The 17253-nt window shown below is 52.0% G+C and carries 18 protein-coding genes; 5 read left to right on the top strand and 13 right to left on the bottom strand.

Translation table 11 applies throughout. From position 1 onward, the window contains the following. Positions 1 to 15: 15 nt before the first annotated feature. Complete coding sequence (fadR, locus tag BZG72_RS00605) at positions 16 to 867, bottom strand: fatty acid metabolism transcriptional regulator FadR (protein ID WP_046075282.1); 852 nt, start codon at positions 865 to 867, stop codon at positions 16 to 18. Positions 868 to 1276: 409 nt separating this feature from the next. On the opposite strand from fadR, the gene nhaB reads away from it, so the two are divergent. Beyond that, the gene (nhaB, locus tag BZG72_RS00610) at positions 1277 to 2857 is read left to right on the top strand and encodes a Na(+)/H(+) antiporter NhaB (RefSeq protein WP_077665922.1); all 1581 of its coding nucleotides are present in this window, start codon (positions 1277 to 1279) and stop codon (positions 2855 to 2857) included. An 88-nt stretch (positions 2858 to 2945) separates the two neighbouring features. After that, positions 2946 to 3485 (top strand): disulfide bond formation protein DsbB, encoded by a 540-nt coding sequence (gene dsbB, locus BZG72_RS00615; RefSeq protein WP_077578060.1) that lies wholly within the window; start codon positions 2946 to 2948, stop codon positions 3483 to 3485. Here dsbB and BZG72_RS00620 read toward each other — a convergent pair. The 8 genes from BZG72_RS00620 to BZG72_RS00655 form a co-directional block, all read right to left on the bottom strand. Then, positions 3451 to 3957, bottom strand: a complete 507-nt coding sequence (locus BZG72_RS00620; protein WP_077665861.1) for a (deoxy)nucleoside triphosphate pyrophosphohydrolase — start codon at positions 3955 to 3957, stop codon at positions 3451 to 3453. The two genes, dsbB and BZG72_RS00620, sit on opposite strands and share 35 nt — an antisense overlap. 4 nt (positions 3958 to 3961) lie before the next feature. Further along, positions 3962 to 4600 carry an SEC-C metal-binding domain-containing protein gene (locus BZG72_RS00625; protein WP_077578058.1) on the bottom strand — a complete coding sequence of 213 codons (639 nt, stop codon included), beginning with the start codon at positions 4598 to 4600 and terminating at the stop codon, positions 3962 to 3964. Continuing rightward, positions 4588 to 5589: a tRNA dihydrouridine(16) synthase DusC gene (dusC, locus tag BZG72_RS00630; RefSeq protein WP_077665862.1), complete on the bottom strand. Its 1002-nt coding sequence runs from the start codon at positions 5587 to 5589 to the stop codon at positions 4588 to 4590. The genes BZG72_RS00625 and dusC overlap by 13 nt, the downstream gene beginning before the upstream one ends. A 119-nt stretch (positions 5590 to 5708) precedes the next feature. Then, positions 5709 to 6440 (bottom strand): DsbA family protein, encoded by a 732-nt coding sequence (locus BZG72_RS00635; RefSeq protein ID WP_046075278.1) that lies wholly within the window; start codon positions 6438 to 6440, stop codon positions 5709 to 5711. A 26-nt stretch (positions 6441 to 6466) separates the two neighbouring features. Further along, entirely contained in the window at positions 6467 to 6988 is a 522-nt protein-coding gene (locus BZG72_RS00640; protein ID WP_077665863.1) for a protein disulfide oxidoreductase, read from the bottom strand. Then, complete coding sequence (locus BZG72_RS00645) at positions 6985 to 9108, bottom strand: protein-disulfide reductase DsbD family protein (protein ID WP_077665864.1); 2124 nt, start codon at positions 9106 to 9108, stop codon at positions 6985 to 6987. The genes BZG72_RS00640 and BZG72_RS00645 overlap by 4 nt, the downstream gene beginning before the upstream one ends. Before the next feature lie 48 nt (positions 9109 to 9156). Beyond that, a complete protein-coding gene (locus tag BZG72_RS00650) occupies positions 9157 to 9516 on the bottom strand; it encodes a hypothetical protein (RefSeq protein ID WP_046075275.1) in 360 nt (119 codons plus the stop codon). Positions 9517 to 9621: 105 nt separating this feature from the next. Beyond that, a complete protein-coding gene (locus BZG72_RS00655) occupies positions 9622 to 10062 on the bottom strand; it encodes a YcgN family cysteine cluster protein (RefSeq protein WP_077665865.1) in 441 nt (146 codons plus the stop codon). A 164-nt stretch (positions 10063 to 10226) separates the two neighbouring features. Here BZG72_RS00655 and BZG72_RS00660 point away from each other — a divergent pair, with 164 nt between their 5' ends. Beyond that, entirely contained in the window at positions 10227 to 10493 is a 267-nt protein-coding gene (locus BZG72_RS00660; RefSeq protein WP_077578146.1) for a YkgJ family cysteine cluster protein, read from the top strand. Positions 10494 to 10554: 61 nt separating this feature from the next. Here BZG72_RS00660 and BZG72_RS00665 read toward each other — a convergent pair whose 3' ends face one another. After that, entirely contained in the window at positions 10555 to 11415 is an 861-nt protein-coding gene (locus BZG72_RS00665) for a Tim44 domain-containing protein (protein WP_077578052.1), read from the bottom strand. Positions 11416 to 11602: 187 nt separating this feature from the next. Between BZG72_RS00665 and BZG72_RS00670 the strand changes: the two genes are divergently transcribed. Together BZG72_RS00670 and BZG72_RS00675 are read left to right on the top strand one after the other, a co-directional pair. After that, positions 11603 to 11998, top strand: coding sequence for an NINE protein (locus tag BZG72_RS00670; protein ID WP_046075271.1), 396 nt, complete (start codon positions 11603 to 11605; stop codon positions 11996 to 11998). Between the two features lie 111 nt (positions 11999 to 12109). Continuing rightward, positions 12110 to 13972: an MFS transporter gene (locus BZG72_RS00675; protein ID WP_077665866.1), complete on the top strand. Its 1863-nt coding sequence runs from the start codon at positions 12110 to 12112 to the stop codon at positions 13970 to 13972. On the opposite strand, the gene BZG72_RS00680 is transcribed toward BZG72_RS00675, so the two are convergent. The 3 genes from BZG72_RS00680 to menB are packed head-to-tail and all read right to left on the bottom strand — an operon-like array spanning position 13969 to position 17230. After that, positions 13969 to 15369: an AMP-binding protein gene (locus BZG72_RS00680; RefSeq protein ID WP_131828013.1), complete on the bottom strand. Its 1401-nt coding sequence runs from the start codon at positions 15367 to 15369 to the stop codon at positions 13969 to 13971. The genes BZG72_RS00675 and BZG72_RS00680 overlap by 4 nt on opposite strands. Continuing rightward, positions 15366 to 16355: an o-succinylbenzoate synthase gene (gene menC / locus BZG72_RS00685; RefSeq protein WP_077665868.1), complete on the bottom strand. Its 990-nt coding sequence runs from the start codon at positions 16353 to 16355 to the stop codon at positions 15366 to 15368. The genes BZG72_RS00680 and menC overlap by 4 nt, the downstream gene beginning before the upstream one ends. Positions 16356 to 16363: 8 nt before the next feature. After that, on the bottom strand, positions 16364 to 17230 hold the full coding sequence (menB, locus tag BZG72_RS00690; protein WP_046075267.1) for a 1,4-dihydroxy-2-naphthoyl-CoA synthase: 867 nt from the start codon (positions 17228 to 17230) through the stop codon (positions 16364 to 16366). Positions 17231 to 17253 lie beyond the last annotated feature (23 nt).

Raw genomic sequence — 17253 nt, forward strand, 5'->3', positions numbered from 1 at the left:
ACTCATTGGATCGCGTTAGGCTTCTTCTTCAGCCATATGTGCCGCAATTGTTTCACGGTTACTAAACCACAAGCCACCGCACTCACGTCCGTATTGTTTGACTCGATCGCCAATCATTGGGTGCTGATTATTGGCTATCATATCACGTAAGTCATTGTAAAAGCTCAATGCATTTTCACAGGCGCGGCGATCCATAAAGTAATATCCGCCCACACGCGAATAAATCTGACGCATGCCATTAATGGTTAACACATACACCTTGTTGCCAGAAAAATGCGCCATCCCTTGGAACAAACGATAGTCAAAGTGATTAAACGCGCGCCCCATACAAATGCGCTCGCACAAGGCGGGATCTTGCTTACCGTATTTGTCCTGGATCTTTTTAACGTCTTTTAAGACTTCACCTTGTTCATCGATAAGTCCCAAGAACTGCTCAAAGCTTTCGCACTCAAGCACTTGCTCACAACGTTTAATCACATGGTCAATAAGGTTTAAGCAGTCATCAGCTCGGTTTTTCGCTGCATAACGCATGTACACGCCACTGATGTCGGTGCGCGCCGCGAGTAAGTCCTCAAGCACACCATGCACATCTTGCCCCTCTAGGGTGACCAGCGTATCAAGAATGCTTAGTCCTGATGTACGCATATAATCATTTACGCGTGTTGGTTTGCCATGTTGAATGGTTAACCAGCCATCACGCGCCAGGCGCTGCAACACTTCACGTAAGGTGGTGCGAGTGACCCCAATCAGTTCAGACAGTTCACGCTCTGCAGGTAAAATGGAGCCTTTAGGAAAGTGATTATTCCAAATACTTTCAATTATATATTTTTCAGCAAATGTTGCTGGGCTATCCGCCTTTATAACCATTGAATCTAAATTCCAATTTGCTTCTTGCTTTGATTAATAACTCATCATACCACTAGACGCCACCGGCAGAAACCGCTGAGTGAGATCACCGGATATCGCGTGACATCTGCTATCTTTTTGTACCAGATCAATGAAAAACTGGGCATAAATCGCAAAACTGATCCACACAAGATGTAACAAAATATGTCTGAGGCAAACTAGCGCACACTTATGCGTGACGAAGCTATCCATCTACGTATTGTGGTTAAACCACGCGTCCCGATAACCCTTCGTCACTGATATCTGTCACCCTCTTACTGTGCCCATGCATCCATTCGCCGATTGGGCGTTTGTGTCGGTGCACGTTACTCGCCCATCCGCGCGCTAGGTAGGCATAGATAACAATGAGACTTTCACTATGGCGAAGACCATGACACTCAGAACTGCGTTTCTTAAGAATTTTCTCGGCAAAGCACCTGATTGGTACAAACTAGCCATTGTTGGCTTTTTGATCCTTAACCCAATTGTTTTCGCGATCGACCCTTTTATCGCTGGCTGGCTACTGGTGGTCGAGTTTATTTTCACCCTCGCGATGGCTCTGAAATGCTACCCGCTGCAACCCGGTGGCTTATTGGCGATTGAAGCGGTCGCCATCGGCATGACCAGTCCCGCACAAGTCAAACATGAATTAGTGGCCAACGTTGAGGTTCTGCTACTCCTCGTCTTTATGGTGGCCGGGATCTATTTTATGAAACAGCTACTGCTGTTTATTTTCACCAAAATCCTGTTGGGCATCCGATCGAAAATCGCCTTATCATTGGCCTTTTGTGGCGCGGCGGCGGCGCTCTCTGCCTTTTTGGATGCCTTAACCGTAATTGCCGTGGTGATCAGTGTCGCCGTGGGCTTTTACTCCATTTACCACCGCGTCGCGTCCGGAAAAGAGTTCGGCGCTAGCCATGATCATACCTCGGATGAAAGCTTAAGCGACGAGCTTAGTCGCAACGATTTGGAAAACTATCGAGCGTTTTTGCGCAGCCTACTAATGCATGCTGGCGTGGGTACCGCACTAGGCGGGGTGATGACCATGGTCGGCGAGCCGCAAAACCTGATCATAGCTGACCAAGCCGGCTGGCATTTTGGCGAGTTTATTTTACGCATGTCTCCGGTCACGCTACCGGTTTTCTTTGCCGGCTTGCTGACCTGTGCGCTGGTCGAAAAGTTTGGCTGGTTTGGCTATGGCGCACACCTACCGCAAAACGTATTAAAAATTTTGGTGGGATACGATAACGCACAGCGGGCCAAACGCACACCACAGGATGTCGCCAAGTTGGTGGTGCAAGCACTCATTGCTGTTTGGCTGATCACTGCATTGGCTTTACATTTGGCCGCCGTCGGTTTAATTGGCTTAAGTATCATTATCCTTGCCACCGCGTTTACGGGCGTCGTCGATGAGCACCATATCGGTAAAGCCTTTGAAGAAGCGCTGCCATTCACCGCGCTATTGGCGGTCTTTTTCTCTGTGGTCGCAGTAATCATTGACCAGCACTTATTTACACCGGTGATTGATCTCGTGTTGTCACTGGACGGGCATTTGCAATTGACCATGTTTTATATCGCCAATGGCCTGCTTTCTATGGTGTCAGATAACGTGTTTGTCGGCACCGTGTATATCAACGAGGTGAAAACCGCCCTGCTCAATGGCGTGATTGGCCGCGAGCAGTTCGATATGTTAGCCGTTGCGATTAACACAGGTACCAACTTACCCTCGGTCGCCACGCCCAATGGCCAAGCGGCTTTCTTATTCTTACTCACCTCAACACTCGCGCCGCTGCTACGCCTTTCTTACGGGCGCATGGTATATATGGCTTTGCCTTATACCATTGTCATGGGCGTATTGGGCGTGATTGGCATTGAGTTTTTCTTGGTGCCCGCTACCGAGTGGATGCTACACCAAGGTTGGATTTCCGAAACCATCCACATGGGCCAGCAAGCCATACCGAGCGCTCACTAACGCACTTCTATCATTGACCTTCGTCTCAACAAACGATTGAATAGCAAGGCTCTCAATATAGGGCCTTGTTTTTTATCAGGAGTGAGTTATGTGGCGCGCCTTAAACCAGTTTTCTCGCAGCCGAGCGTCCTGGCTGTTGTTGCTTCTATGCGTTGTGGGGCTGGAAGCCACCGCGCTTTACTTTCAACATTATCAAGGGCTGGCACCTTGTGTGATGTGTATTTATGAACGCGTTGCCCTATTTGGAATTGGCGTGGCTGCCTTGCTGGGTTTAATCGCGCCCAACGACCCTTTTTGGCGTACTCTCGGCTTGCTTGGCTATGGCGTCACAGCTGGATGGGCGCTCAAGCTCTCATTAGAGCACGTCAGTTATCAATTTCCTGATCCGAACCAACTGTTCGGTGCCACCTGCGATGTGGCGGTGAACTTCCCTACTTGGGCGCCACTCAACCAATGGCTGCCATCCGTCTTTGAAGCCTACGGTGATTGCAGCAAAGTGGTGTGGCAGTGGCTAGGCTGGTCGATGCCCCAATGGCTAGTGGGGATCTTTTCCGCGATGTTAGTTGTCTGGGCGCTAGTGGTAATTGCCCAGTTTATTGGCCGCCCCCCACGCCGCATTTTTTCATAATGGCGGGTGACGGATCGTGCAAGATAGCGCCGGCTTCATCGGCGCTTTCGCTCCTTGCGACACGGTTGAACCGCTCACAAAGCAACTTGATTAAGGGGCGATCTGCGCCACTAAAAACCCCAGCATCAAGGCGATGAGGCTCACACCAATAGATGGCCTGATGTTGGTGTAGCACAGGCGGTCCATCAAGGATGTCACACCAAAAACTGCACAATAAGATCACCTTGTCGCCGTAGTTGAATTCGGTTTCCACAATCGGTGCCCCGACATGGATCTCTACCCCAAATTCTTCACGCCACTCGCGTTTGAGAGCCTGCTGGTCAGTCTCGTCTTGCTCGACTTTGCCGCCGGGAAATTCCCACCAACTAATAAACTGCGCATCTGGCTGCCGTTGGGCCACCAGCACTTGCTTGTCGCGCATGGCAACGCCGGCCACAACACGTATTGGCGAGGATTGTTTTAACGATTTCATGTCATTAACGCCCACAGCACTTTTTGAACTTGGCACCACTGCCACATGGGCAAGGATCGTTGCGACCTATCGACTTAAATGGGTTAACCTGGTGCGCACCATGCGTGCCTTGTTGCGCTTCATCCGCCGCTTTCGCCACGTCTTGGATCATTAAATCCAGTTGATCCATATATTGGCCCGGCTCAACATCAATGCCAACCTCTTTCATCTGCGCTAACGTGCCTGCTTCATCGTGCAGCAGCAGCATGCTAGTGACTAAGGCGGATAACATCCGGCGACTGCCATCATTCATGCTCACATCGTGCCAATGCGGCTCAACATAGGGCCACACCGCTAAAAAACCCTCGGCGAAAGCTTGGGCGTGCTCACCGCGCATCGACAACATCAAGCTATCCGGCAATACATAATCATTACGCATCAAGGCGTGATATTGCTGCTCGAGGTGCGCCAGCACTGACTGTTTATCGTCTGGATGGAGACCGGCCGCCTCCTCGTCGTCTTCTACCCCTGCGGTCACTAATACCGACAGCCAAGTGTCAGGGTCTAAAGGAGCCGGACAAATGTTCGCGGCCAGCAGTGCACCTTCCACAAAGCTGGCAGGCATACCGTCCCAGTGCTCAGAGAGCGTCATTAGTGTTGACATAAACTTTCCTGTGTCATCAATTCTGTTTGTTCACGTGCTTTATCGAGTGCACGCACTATCTCATCGGCGCGATTAAGAACGCGAATCACCTTAAAGCAGGCATCAGCCTGGGGATAATATTGGCGCAAATACTTGAACCATTGCTTGATGCGGTTGGGGAAATACTGCGCCTTATCACCTTGGCGTTCTTGCTCGGTATAGCGAACCAGCAATGCTAGCACCGCAGGCCAAGGCATCGGTGCAACGCCATCACGGATGTGCTGGCCCAAATTGGGCATGTTTAACGCACCACGGCACACCATTAAGGTATCGCAGCCGGTCATTGCTTGGCAGCGCAGTGCATCCTCACGGTGCCAAATATCGCCATTAGCCGTTACTGGGATGGGCACGTGTTGATTAATGTCAGCAATTAAATCCCAACGAATGGTACCCGCTTTGTAGCCATCGCGCTTGGTACGTCCGTGAACCACTAACTCATCAGCGCCTGCCTTTGCCACGGCCTCGGCAATGAACAAGTAATCATCAAGATCATTAAAGCCAAGACGTATTTTGGCGCTCACCGTATAGGCAGGATCCACCGTATCGCGCACCGCTTTAACCACATCAAACATGTGCTCCGGAGTTTTGAGCAACGCCGCGCCCCCACGGTTGCCATTCACCGTTTTCGACGGACAACCAAAATTGATATCAATGCCTTGCGATCCCAGTTGGATCGCGCGGACGGCATTGCTCGCCATCGCCGTTGGATCTTGGCCCAATAGCTGTACACGAACCGGGGTCCCCGCCGTCGTGGTGCCCCCATGCGCTAACTCAGGACAAAAGCGATGAAAGACTTTTTCCGGCAAGCGTTGGTCAACCACGCGCACAAACTCAGTGACACAGAGGCTGTAGTGATTAATCTCCGTGAGCAGCTTGCGCATTAAGGGGTCCAGGACACCTTCCATCGGGCCTAATACAATGCGTGGGGATTGATAATTCGTGTGACTCATGCCGTACCTTTACCGTTAAGGCGCGCTATTTTGCCAGCTTTTCCACCAAAGCGCAGCTAACAAAAAAAGCCAGTCGCAATAGGACTGGCTTTCAACGCGTTAGCGACGCCGATAAGGGCTTAGCCTTCAGCTCTCGCCGCTTCAACCATGGCTTCGAGCTGTGGGTACGGCAAATAGCCGGGCGCGACCTGATCGCCAATGATCATCGCGGGCGTACCTCTTAGCCCTAGCTCAACAAACGCGCGATAGTTCTCTGCGACCGCTTTTCCGGTCATTTCTTTGCCGGCAAGCAATGCTTCGGTACCGGTTTTCTGCGCGATTTTCTCTAACGAGCGCGCATCATGCATACCGCGCTTTTTCATCAATAATTCATGGACCTGCGCAAATGTCTGTGGCTGTTCTAGCCACACATTCATCGCATACACCGCGGAATTAGTGCCGAGCGATTCGATACTCTGCTGTTTGAGTGGTACAGCAATATTAATCACCTTGACATCGTCATGCGCGGCCACCAGTTTCTGCAATTCTTCTTCCAGTTTTTTACAGTATGGGCAGTTGTAATCCATAAAGTTCACCACGGTGACCTCAGGGTTTTCAGCGCCAATCCAGCTGTGGGTGTCCGATTCAAACCAGTCACGACGTGCGGCAAGGTTTTCCTTTAACGTTTTTTGCTGTTCAACAAACTTTTGCAAACTCTGGTTGAGGTTGGCGATCAGTTTGGGGTTCTCTTCTAACAAGCTGACAATCTCATCCAGTTGTGCTTGCTCCGTATCCGACAACGCGTGGGCACTGACCGGCAGCGCTAAAAGCAGTAGAGCCCACAGTGGGGCGATATAGCGAGATAAGGACATTGGGTTTCCTTTTGATAAGTGTAAATTCATAACACCAGCCTTAACCATAGGCCAAACGGTGTTGTGAAGCCTGTTGTTATTGATGTGATTTCTCCTTGCTCGACCACCATCACGGTCGGCGTCACTTTCACCGCAAATGCGTTAGAAAGCGCCCCGCTTTGATCGTTCACTACAGGAAAATCATAACCATGATGCGCAAGGTATCCGGCAATGTGTTTGTTTGAGCCTGAGCGTAACGCGATCGAGACCACCTGCGCATGACCACTTAACCAATCTACCGAGGGGGTCACAAAACGGCATACCCCGCACCAGGTTGCCCATACATAGACAAGCGCGGGTTCGTGTTGCGACATCGCCACCAAATCCTGTTGGCGGCCATCCAGCAGACGCATTGACGCGACGGGGACCTCACTGGTATCGATATCGCGGCTTCGCCACCAATCCACCGTGGTGCTAGATATCAGTACAAACACGGTGAGCCAGCACAGGTCACGCGCACCGCGTTTGACCCGCATACGCCAAGACCGTTTTGTTTGCTTGGCCGTCATGGCGTTTTCGCCTGCTCAATGGCCGCCATCACCGCCTTGTCAGTCAAAATGACGGGTAAGGGGATCCCCTCTGGTGCACCGGGACCGTACACAATGTTAAACGGTACGCCATAACGCTGGTGCTTTTGCAAATACTGAGTCACGCTATCACTCGGACGGGTCCAATCTCCTTGCATTGTCACCACATTCGTTCCGGTAATGGTGTCATACACGGGCGACTGTAAAATTACCCCCACCTTATTGGCATGACAGGTAATGCACCAATCCGCAGTGACATCAACAAACACCAACTTACCCTGATCCACCGCTTGATCGATCGCGGCTTCATCCAGACTCACCCAATCCGGGTCAGGATTGAGCGGCGTTGCCCACCGCTGTGCTGTCAATGATGCGCCGATAAGCCCCAGCACGATGACCAGCAGCAGTCCTGCCGCGCCTTTAATCGCAGCCATCTTGCCGAGGGCACGATACGTCAGCCAGATACTGGCAGCCAGCAACAGCGTCCCCATTACGATTGCGCCTAACACACCGAGGTACGGTATCCACAGCCAGAATAGCCACACCGTGGTGCCGGCCAGCAACAGCGCAAAGACCCGTTTGACATGATTCATCCACGGGCCAGGCTTGGGTAATGCGCGCGTCAGCCCTGGAAAAGCGGCGACCAGCAGCCACGGTAGCGCCATACCAACCGCGAGCGCGGTAAAGATCAGCCAAAGCGCCGTCAACGACCCACCCAGCGCGTACGCCACGGCCGTGCCGAGGAAAGGGGCCGAACACGGTGTGGCCAGTAATGTGGCAAACACGCCTTGAACAAAATGCCCGCTACGGGTGTGACCACCACGTGTCGCTAGCCACGTCTGCCAACTGGGCGGTAAATCAATACGCAGCACATCAAATAAGCTCAGGGCGAACAGCCAAATCACCAGCGTCATCACCCCAATAAATATCGGGCTTTGGAACTGGATCCCCCAACCCACGGCTTGCCCCGTCAGTTTTAAGATCATTAACAACCCAGCAATCGCCCAAAAGGACACCAGAATCCCAGCGGCTGACGCCAAAAACTGACCACGAATGGTGCCACGTGTCGCATCTGGGTTGGCAACGATACTGTTGAGCTTAAGACCCAGCACCGGGAGCACACAGGGCATCACGTTAAGGATCAATCCCCCTAACAGCGCGATACCGCCAATCATCCAGATCGAGAATCCGGTTTGCGAAACCACACTCCCCGCCCGCACGGTAGTGCTGTGCTCAGCCAGCAGCTGCTTATCCATGACAGTCACTTGAATGGGTTTATCGGTAAGGTTGGGGGGCTCAATCCAATTGGTGACATCAAAGGTCGCGGTCAGGGTATCGCCATCACGGTGGATACTGGGCACGCCAAAGGTATCATCGATAACGGCATCACCATCCACCAGCATATCGGGTTGCTGCCAAGCTTGGCTCCCAGTCACAGTGACCGCGAGCTGTTGCTGGTTGGCATCCCACACCGCGGATTCAATCTGCACACTGGGAAGTGGCTTAGGCACCTGACTCATCGCTTGGTTGAACTGATACATCCGCTCGCCATCCACCTCAAGCGTGCTCGGGGTAAAATCGAGAGAGATGGGATAATCAGTGATCACACACACACTGGTGCACGAGGACAAGCGCAAGGTGGCATCGAGCGAAACCGGCTGTTGCCAGGTTTCAACCTCAAAGGTCAGCGGGAAAGTCACCTGCCCTTTGTAGCCCAGCATGGTCAGGCCAAGTAGCTCATGGCGACTAGGAGCCGGCCAGTGCCAGGTAATATCACCCAGGTTTTGGCTGTCGTTGATGATAAGTTCCGGTGCGACTCCGCCCTCACCTGGCGAGCGCCAATAGGTTTTCCAGTCGCCTTGTAAACGGATAGAGAGCAACCCATCGAGATGCTGAGTCTGTGGATGACCTTGTCCGGTTAAGGCGAGGCGCGCCTTAACGGGTGGATGGTCGGGGTTACTGAGCCAACCTGTATCAGGCGCAGTGGCCCGTACCGCCGGGCTGAGTAGCAGTAAGCACAAAAACAAAAGCGGCAGTAAAGCAACGCCTTGCAAAACATGACCGTGTTTAAAAGCGTGCCAATAGTCATTGAGTCGATTCATAAGTCTGTTCCTTGTTAAAAATAAAGACGCCATTGAGAAAAAGGCGCTTTATTCTCGGAACACACATAAGCAAAGGTGCCGTCGTCGATAGGTAGGCGGGTCATGGGTGGGTAACACCACCAAGAGGCGGAACGTTGCCATCACCGCAAGTAACACAATCAGCCACCAAAGCGGTGATGGTAGCCAGTCTAACGCCAACGCAGAAGGATGCATTAATTGCTCGGAAAGCGCACATTTTTTATCCAGTGCGCTTTTTGCTCCCTCTACGTCACTAATATTGACTGCTTGGCAAGTCGCTTGTACCCCTGATTGCCAACTCAGTTGGTTTTGCAAAGCACACACCGCCAGTACCCAAAGCGCAATGGCGAGGGCCCAGCCAGCTTTTGAACGACGCGTGTACCTTTGCATGTCACCTCCTGTCGAGTTGGCCATCATTATGCCCAACAACAGAAATTAAACAATGGGGGAGTCTGCGCCATAGGGTGACAATGTGCTGGGGTTATCGTGCTGGGGTTATCGCAGTTGCTGAGTCAGCTGGATATGATCTTCCCAATCAATCACATCGATTTCGTACACCACGCTGCCTTTTACCGAGATCCCCGCTTTATGCATCGCCGCCTTTGATCCTGTGATCAGCGGATGCCACTCGGGTAAGGGTTTATGTTCAGCCAGCAAGCGATAGGCACAGGTTTCCGGCAACCAATAAAACTCATCAATCTTATCGCGGGTAAGCTTCAAACATGACTCTTCATACGAAAAGCGGTTGGGATAATCTTTGCACGAGCAGGTTTTATCATCGAGCAAACTACAGGCGACATTGGTGTAGTAAAGCTCGTCTGTCTCTTCATCAATCAATTTGTGTAGGCAGCAGCGGCCACAGCCGTCACAGAGTGATTCCCACTCCTCATCACTCATTTGTGCCAGGGTCTTTTGTTGCCAAAAAGGCGTGCTCATGGTGTTTAATCTCTTTTTTTATTGCCGCCTTTTCACGGCAACGACATTGCGCGCTTGTTATAACCATCATAGCCGTAAAGTGCAAGCAAGCCTTTGCGTGGGTTGGATAGTCCAAAAGTGAGTGGTAGAGTGCCCGACTTTGCACGTTGACGGAGGCTATGATGATGCCAACTTCATCGCCATTTTCGTGCCGTCTTGGCTGCGGCGCTTGCTGTATCGCGCCTAGCATTTCGTCACCGATCCCCGGTATGCCAAACGGTAAACCTGCTAACACCCGTTGTGTACAGCTGGATGAACGCAACCTCTGTCAGCTGTTTGGATCCGACGCCCGCCCCGAGGTGTGTGCCGCATTCGATGCGGATCCCGAGGTATGTGGTGATACGTACCAGCAAGCGCTCGATAACCTTATTTATCTGGAAGCGGCGACATAAAAAAACGCTGGCTTATCTTAGCCAGCGCTTTATCTATCAGCGTGTTTTCACCGCGAGCTTGTTAGCTTTGAATGCCTACGATTAGCCAAGGTGCATTGGGCTGGCTTAAGTCACGTTCTAAGTGCCAAATATCCGTAATGTCTTCTTCGACCCCCTCCACGCGGTCACAATAACGACCGGTGAATTTTAAGCTCAATTGTGCCCTGCGGCTGTCATAATCGGCGCGAACAATCTCGGCATCCACATACATGACTTCAGTGTGTTGTTCACTGCCCAATCGTGCACGCTCGGCGGCGAGATCGTTATAAAGCTCAGGCGTCACATACTCTTGAATTTTCTCAAGCTCGTTATGGTTCCATGCACCTTGCAAAATCCGATAATGCTCACGGGCACCGCTCAAGAAACTTTGCATGTCGAACTGAGGCGGAAAGTTAAATGGCACATCGTTTTGCATGCCCCCAAACCCACCTGACGTCGCGCCTGTGCCTGCCGCGTTTTGTCGAAATGCATGAGGCTTTTCATGATAATAACCTTTGTGTTGCCCCGCGTAGGCCGGCCCTTGCGCCTGAGCCCCTGCTTTGGCTTGGGTGAGCCCGCGGAGAAACTTCATGGCAAAGTAGGCGATCAGGCCTAGAATCAAGATATCCATAAATTGGATACCCTCAAACGCCCCGCCGAAGAATGCGGCCAACAAACCACCGGCGAGCAAACCGCCGAGTAAACCACCGGCGAGCCCTTTTTTACTTGTTTTCGAGGTATTCTGTTTGAGGGTGTTGGTATTAGTGGTGGTATTTTTTGGCGCAGGCGCGGTTTTAAAGCTTTTACCAAAAGACTTGCCGCCGCCGAAGCGTTTCGCTTCTGCGTAAGGCGCTGTCACAACAAAGACAACCATCAAGGCTGCAACAGAGAGTAATTTTTTCATCATCGCATCATCTGTGGTTTAAGACCGTTATCATGCTAGAGTCTCTGGTGGTGAAGTCAATTGGCAGAGCGGGAATAATTGTTACCAAACGTCATCCAAACACCACTGTTTTGGCGTCAGTAGGAACCATTTGCCACGCAGGCACTCCAAGCCATTAGTATTCTTTTCACTGCAATAGGACCAAGCCATGAATGATACCCACAGTAAATTTGTTGGTTACTTACTCTGGATCTTTGGTTTTCTCGGATCCCACCGGTTTTACTATGGAAAACCGGTAACTGGCACCCTCTGGTTTTTCACCCTAGGCCTGTTCTTCGTTGGCTGGATTGTGGATTTGTTCTTGATTCCTTCCATGGATAAAGAAGCCGATCTCCGTTTTCGCAGTGGCCCCACGGATTTTACCATTGCCTGGCTATTACTGACCTTTCTGGGTGTGTTTGGCATTCACCGTATGTACATGGGTAAATGGATCACCGGCTTTATTTACCTATTTACCGGTGGCTTTTTCTTAATTGGTGTGCTGTATGATTTTTGGACACTCAATGAGCAAGTGTCGATTAAAAACATGCAAAAATTCTCTTAGTCCTCCTTGTTTGACAACTAACAGAATGATGCGCAACGTATTCAAGGTTGCGCATACCTCGCTCGCTGCTAGTATAAGTCGCTTATTGCAACGCGAAATGGATCTGCCTAAATGAGCCAACAGTTTCAGCTTTTACGCGAGCGACGTTTTTTGCCTTATTTCATTACCCAGGCATTGGGCGCGTTTAACGATAACGTCTATAAGAATGTGTTGGTGATCATGGTCGCGTTCGCCTCGGCCGATCAACTGCCGATGGATGCCACGCTGTTTATCAACGCCGCTGCTGGGCTGTTTATTCTGCCTTTTTTCTTGTTTTCTGCCTTTGCTGGCGAGCTTGCGGACAAATACGACAAAGCCCTTATTATGCGACGGGTGAAATGGTTAGAAGTGGTGATCATGTCGAGTGCCGCTGTCGCGCTGTATTTTCACGCTTGGAATGTGTTACTCGGCTTACTTTTTTTGATGGGCACCCAATCGGCTTTTTTTGGCCCGGTGAAATACGCATTACTACCACAAACGCTCAATGACAAAGAGCTTGTTTCAGGCAATGCCTTGGTGGAAACCGGCACCTTCTTATCGATTCTGCTCGGTACCTTGCTGGCGGGCTTTATTGCCCATCACCCTGACTCTAACCTGATCTCTGGGATAGCCGTATTAAGTTTTGCGTTGCTCGGCGTCATGTCTGCCCATGCCATCCCTCCCGCCCCCGCGGGTAACCCTGGACTCAATTTACGTTACCGACCCGTTGCTTTAATGCGACAAACGCTGCGTTTCGCGCGTAAAGACAAGGTCACCTTACAAGCGATTCTCGGGATCAGCTGGTTTTGGTTTCTAGGTGCCAGCTATTTAACCCAGTTTCCCAAATTCACCGCCTCGATCGGTGGCGGTGAAATTGGCGTATCATTTCTGCTCACCTTGTTTTCTGTTGGCATCGCTGTGGGGGCATTGCTGTGTGATAAGCTTTCTGGTCATCGTATCGAGCCCGGCATTGTCCCCTTGGGCAGTTTAGGATTAACCGGCTTTGGCTTACATTTGTTTTTTGCCACGCCGGCGGCCCCGACCCTTCATAGCAACCTGCTTGCTTTTATCACTGATCCAGCCCTGACCTGGGTATTTATCGACCTATTGATGATTGGCGTGTGTGGCGGGATTTTTATTGTGCCACTGTACAGTCTGATGCAACAACGCGCCGATAAAGCCGCGCGTGCGCGTGTGATTGCCGCCAACAATATTTTCAATGCCTTGTTTATGGTGGTCAGTGCGATACTCGGTATCACTCTCTTGGTCGTGGTTAAGTTATCTATCGCGGAATTCTTCTTAGTATTGGCGGTGCTCAACTTCTTGGTGGCTATCTATGTCAGCAAGCTGGTACCGATTTTCGCCTTGCGCTTTTTTACCTGGATGGTCACCCATACCCTGTATCGAGTAAAACACCAAGACTTACACCATATTCCTGAAAAAGGCGGTGCCTTGCTGATTTGTAACCATGTCAGCTATATGGACGCGCTCTTGTTAGCTGGCGCGTGTCATCGCCCTATCCGCTTTGTAATGTTTGAAGATTTATATCAATTACCCGTGCTACATTGGTTCTTCCGTACCTCAAAAGTGATCCCCATTAGCCATCGGGGCCGCACGATCCGGGCCGCCATGAACGAGATTCAAAAGGCGCTTGATAATGGCGAAGTGGTACTGATTTTCCCAGAAGGGCATCTTAGTTATGACGGCGAAATCGACCAATTCCGCCGCGGGATGGATATGATTTTGCAACGCTCTCCGGTGCCTGTGATACCGATGGCGTTACAGGGCCTTTGGGGCAGCTACTTTAGCCGTCATGGCGGGAAAGCCATGTTAAAACTGCCCAAGCGGTTTTGGTCTAAAGTCACCGTCGTCGCCGGTCCAGCCGTTGAGCCTGAGCAAGCGACCTCAGAGCATATGCGCAATGAAGTCATTCGCCTGCGCGCCGACCGGCCTTAGTCAATCGCTTGGCGTTGAGCCCATTGGGTTAATTGCGCTCGAGACGGTTTAATCCCCGCCTCGGGCGATAACGATGGCCAAGGTAAAAACGCGACCGGGCGTTGATAAGCGGGCAAGCGCCGACAATAGTCAGCCAGCTGCTGGGCGTTGAGAAGGCACCGACTCTGAATAATCGCCAACGGACGCGCCCCGAATTCGCGATCGTCAACCGGAACGACCATGGCTTGACGGATCTCGGCATACTGTTGCAAGTGTGCCTCAATCACCTCGGGCTGAACGTTCTCCCCACCGCAGATAAATTGATTATCCTTACGCCCGATGATACGTAGCGTCGGCGGGTGAACGTCTGTACACCAACTCGCTAAATCGCGCGAGGCCAGCCCTTTGGACGCATCAAGCGGTTGCAATGCGCCCGCTTGCCAAACCCCTAAGGCTAACGTCTCCCCGCGGTGGATTACCTCACCGTCATCCGCCACCATCACATCGCGATAGGGCAAGATGGTACCCACATCATCCTGTCCATCGGCTCGCTTTAAGGTGACCGTCGATGCCGTTTCCGTCATCCCATACCCACACCAACAGCTTATCCCTTGTTGTTCTGCCTGCTCCGTCAGTGCACTTGAAATCGCAGCGCCACCGAGCAACACGTGAGATAAGGTGGAAGTATCTGGGCACTTTCTCAGTGCAGGCAACACGCGATAGAGCTGCGTGGGCACTAACGAGGCGTGGCTAACATGTGTGAGCGCCGATGCCATGCTTTCCCCACGACATGGATAGATAGCCAGCTGTGCGCCTTTATACAACCAACGCCATACAATGGCTAAGCCGGATATATGAAACAGTGGCAACGATAAGAGCCAACGATCGACGCGGTTTTCTAGAGAGGTCGTCTTATCCGCCAAGCCCAAAAAAGGCAGCATTTGGGTTAAACCGGCAGCACTGGCGAGATGCTGATGAGCCGCGTGAGCAATCACCTTAGGCGTACCGGTTGACCCGGAAGTTAAGGTTAACGTCAGAGGCTTATCGGGTTGCCAATGGGTGGCAATGGGCAGCACATTGACACGCGGTTGGCGCGAGCGGTCAGGCAAAAATTGATAGACGCCAAGTTGACTCAGCACGGAGGCTTGCACCTCGTCACTTAAAGCTTGATTCAATACCAGCGTTTTTTTCCCCGCCTGCCAAGCCGCGAGCATCCCCACAATCAGCTCCCTTTGTGACAATGCGCTGTCGAGCACCACAATGGGCGCCTCACCCAGTCGAGCTTGCTGGCCATCCACGAGCGTACTGAGTGCATCCCATGTGAGCGGCGCCTCGCTATCAATCGCTTTCGCGTTCGGTGCTACAGCCGCCCAATGGCGCCATGGCCACGTATCAAACCCAAACATGCGTTGACTCACAAGGTGTTTATCCACACGAGTGGTTGATCGTGGAGCGGGATCAAGGGCTGCGACGCCCCTGGCCAGGTGCGATCGAGTTGATGCTGATAAATCCCCAATGTATCAAGTCCTGGCACGACACCTGGGGTCAACCAATCGGCCAATCGTGATAATTGCGTTAAGCCCAAACTGGTTTCTAATGCCGAGCTAATCACCGCCGTTTTGCCCAACGCATGCGCCCGACTCACCCATTGCTCAATGGTGGCCAGATCGCCGAGTAAACTGGGCTTAATCACCCAGGTCGAGACCCGATCGTTTTCAAGCAATGCCATATCTTGGCTATCGATTAAGCTCTCGTCCCACGCCAGGGGGTAGCCTAATGCCTGTGCCTGTACGAGCGATTGGTTAGGATCGCGACAAGGCTCTTCAATCCAGTGAATTCGCGCTTGGTGGGCTTCACTGAGCCCATCCCAAAAGCCGGCAAGTTGCTCAGGTTGCCAACGACGGTTCGCGTCAAGGCGCAGCCTCAAATCCGGCAACGCCTCTAACATGGTCGCGATCATTAACCGATCGCGGGCGACCTCATACTCCCCCACTTTAATTTTTGCCTCATAAGGCTGGCCCGCCGGTTGTTGTCCCAGCGTCACCAACAAGGCATCAGGATCCCCCGTACACACGGGCACATGACGAAAGCCTGACTGAGTGGGCAAACGCTTGTCTAACTCGGCTTGCGCGATACTTAGCCCCCATGCCACAGAAGGAGGCAGTTGTGGCATGGCAATATTACGATGATCACACCAAACCGCGGTGGCAGCAATTAACGCATGACGTGCCTCAGCAAAGGTTTCTTGGCTAAAACCGGGGAGCGGCGCCACTTCGCCCCAACCACGTTGTGCTCCCTCGCTTAATTCAACCACCAAGCCCTCTCTCTCCGTTAACGGCTGATCACGGACAAATAAACCGGCATTGACTGGCAAGGTGTAGTGATAAATCCGTGCCTGTCTCATAGTGACCTCTATGGATTTCGTGGGAAACGATCAAATTCAGGGCGGCGTTTTTCATTAAAGGCATTGCGCCCTTCTTGCCCCTCATCGGTCATGTAAAACATCATGGTGGCGTTACCGGCCAGTTCTTGTAGACCTGCCTGCCCATCGCAGTCTGCATTCAACGCCGCTTTTAAGCAGCGCAACGCCATGGGGCTGTGTTGGAGCACTTCCCGGCACCAACGCACTGTCTCTCGCTCAAGCTCATCCAGTGGCACAACGGTGTTCACCAATCCCATGTCTACGGCTTCTTGCGCATTGTAGAAACGGCACAAGAACCAGATTTCACGGGCTTTTTTCTGCCCCACAATCCGTGCCATATAAGACGCCCCCCAGCCACCGTCAAAGCTGCCGACCTTGGGACCCGTTTGCCCAAACTGGGCGTTGTCAGCGGCGATGGTTAAATCACACATCATATGCAATACGTGGCCACCACCGACGGCATAGCCTGCAACAGCGGCAATGACGGGTTTGGGGCAGGTGCGGATCTGACGCTGAAAGTCCAGCACGTTCAAATGGTGCGTGCCTTCATCATCTTGATACCCGCCGTAGTCGCCCCGCACGGACTGATCGCCGCCGGAACAAAACGCCTTCTCTCCCAGCCCAGTGAGGATAATCACGCCCACTCGGCTGTCATAGCGCGCATCAGCCAACGCTTGCATCATTTCTTTTACCGTTTGTGGCCGGAATGCATTGCGTACCTGAGGGCGGTTAATGGTGATCCGAGCGATACCGTCGGCGGATTTATGGTATAGGATATCGCTAAACGCATGCTCAGTCGGTTCCCACTCAATCGGCGCGTAAAGCTCTTTTTCTGTCATTCCCGGCGTGACAGCCATAGTGTCTCCCCTTCCTCGGTTGC

Source organism: Salinivibrio sp. PR6, from assembly GCF_001995955.1.
GTDB lineage: Bacteria > Pseudomonadota > Gammaproteobacteria > Enterobacterales > Vibrionaceae > Salinivibrio > Salinivibrio siamensis.

Coding starts and splice junctions, on each gene's coding strand:
- fadR (WP_046075282.1), bottom strand. CDS start 867: ATGGTTATAAAGGCGGATAGCCCAGCAACATTTGCTGAAAAATATATA.
- nhaB (WP_077665922.1), top strand. CDS start 1,277: ATGACACTCAGAACTGCGTTTCTTAAGAATTTTCTCGGCAAAGCACCT.
- dsbB (WP_077578060.1), top strand. CDS start 2,946: ATGTGGCGCGCCTTAAACCAGTTTTCTCGCAGCCGAGCGTCCTGGCTG.
- BZG72_RS00620 (WP_077665861.1), bottom strand. CDS start 3,957: ATGAAATCGTTAAAACAATCCTCGCCAATACGTGTTGTGGCCGGCGTT.
- BZG72_RS00625 (WP_077578058.1), bottom strand. CDS start 4,600: ATGTCAACACTAATGACGCTCTCTGAGCACTGGGACGGTATGCCTGCC.
- dusC (WP_077665862.1), bottom strand. CDS start 5,589: ATGAGTCACACGAATTATCAATCCCCACGCATTGTATTAGGCCCGATG.
- BZG72_RS00635 (WP_046075278.1), bottom strand. CDS start 6,440: ATGTCCTTATCTCGCTATATCGCCCCACTGTGGGCTCTACTGCTTTTA.
- BZG72_RS00640 (WP_077665863.1), bottom strand. CDS start 6,988: ATGACGGCCAAGCAAACAAAACGGTCTTGGCGTATGCGGGTCAAACGC.
- BZG72_RS00645 (WP_077665864.1), bottom strand. CDS start 9,108: ATGAATCGACTCAATGACTATTGGCACGCTTTTAAACACGGTCATGTT.
- BZG72_RS00650 (WP_046075275.1), bottom strand. CDS start 9,516: ATGCAAAGGTACACGCGTCGTTCAAAAGCTGGCTGGGCCCTCGCCATT.
- BZG72_RS00655 (WP_077665865.1), bottom strand. CDS start 10,062: ATGAGCACGCCTTTTTGGCAACAAAAGACCCTGGCACAAATGAGTGAT.
- BZG72_RS00660 (WP_077578146.1), top strand. CDS start 10,227: ATGCCAACTTCATCGCCATTTTCGTGCCGTCTTGGCTGCGGCGCTTGC.
- BZG72_RS00665 (WP_077578052.1), bottom strand. CDS start 11,415: ATGAAAAAATTACTCTCTGTTGCAGCCTTGATGGTTGTCTTTGTTGTG.
- BZG72_RS00670 (WP_046075271.1), top strand. CDS start 11,603: ATGAATGATACCCACAGTAAATTTGTTGGTTACTTACTCTGGATCTTT.
- BZG72_RS00675 (WP_077665866.1), top strand. CDS start 12,110: ATGAGCCAACAGTTTCAGCTTTTACGCGAGCGACGTTTTTTGCCTTAT.
- menC (WP_077665868.1), bottom strand. CDS start 16,355: ATGAGACAGGCACGGATTTATCACTACACCTTGCCAGTCAATGCCGGT.
- menB (WP_046075267.1), bottom strand. CDS start 17,230: ATGGCTGTCACGCCGGGAATGACAGAAAAAGAGCTTTACGCGCCGATT.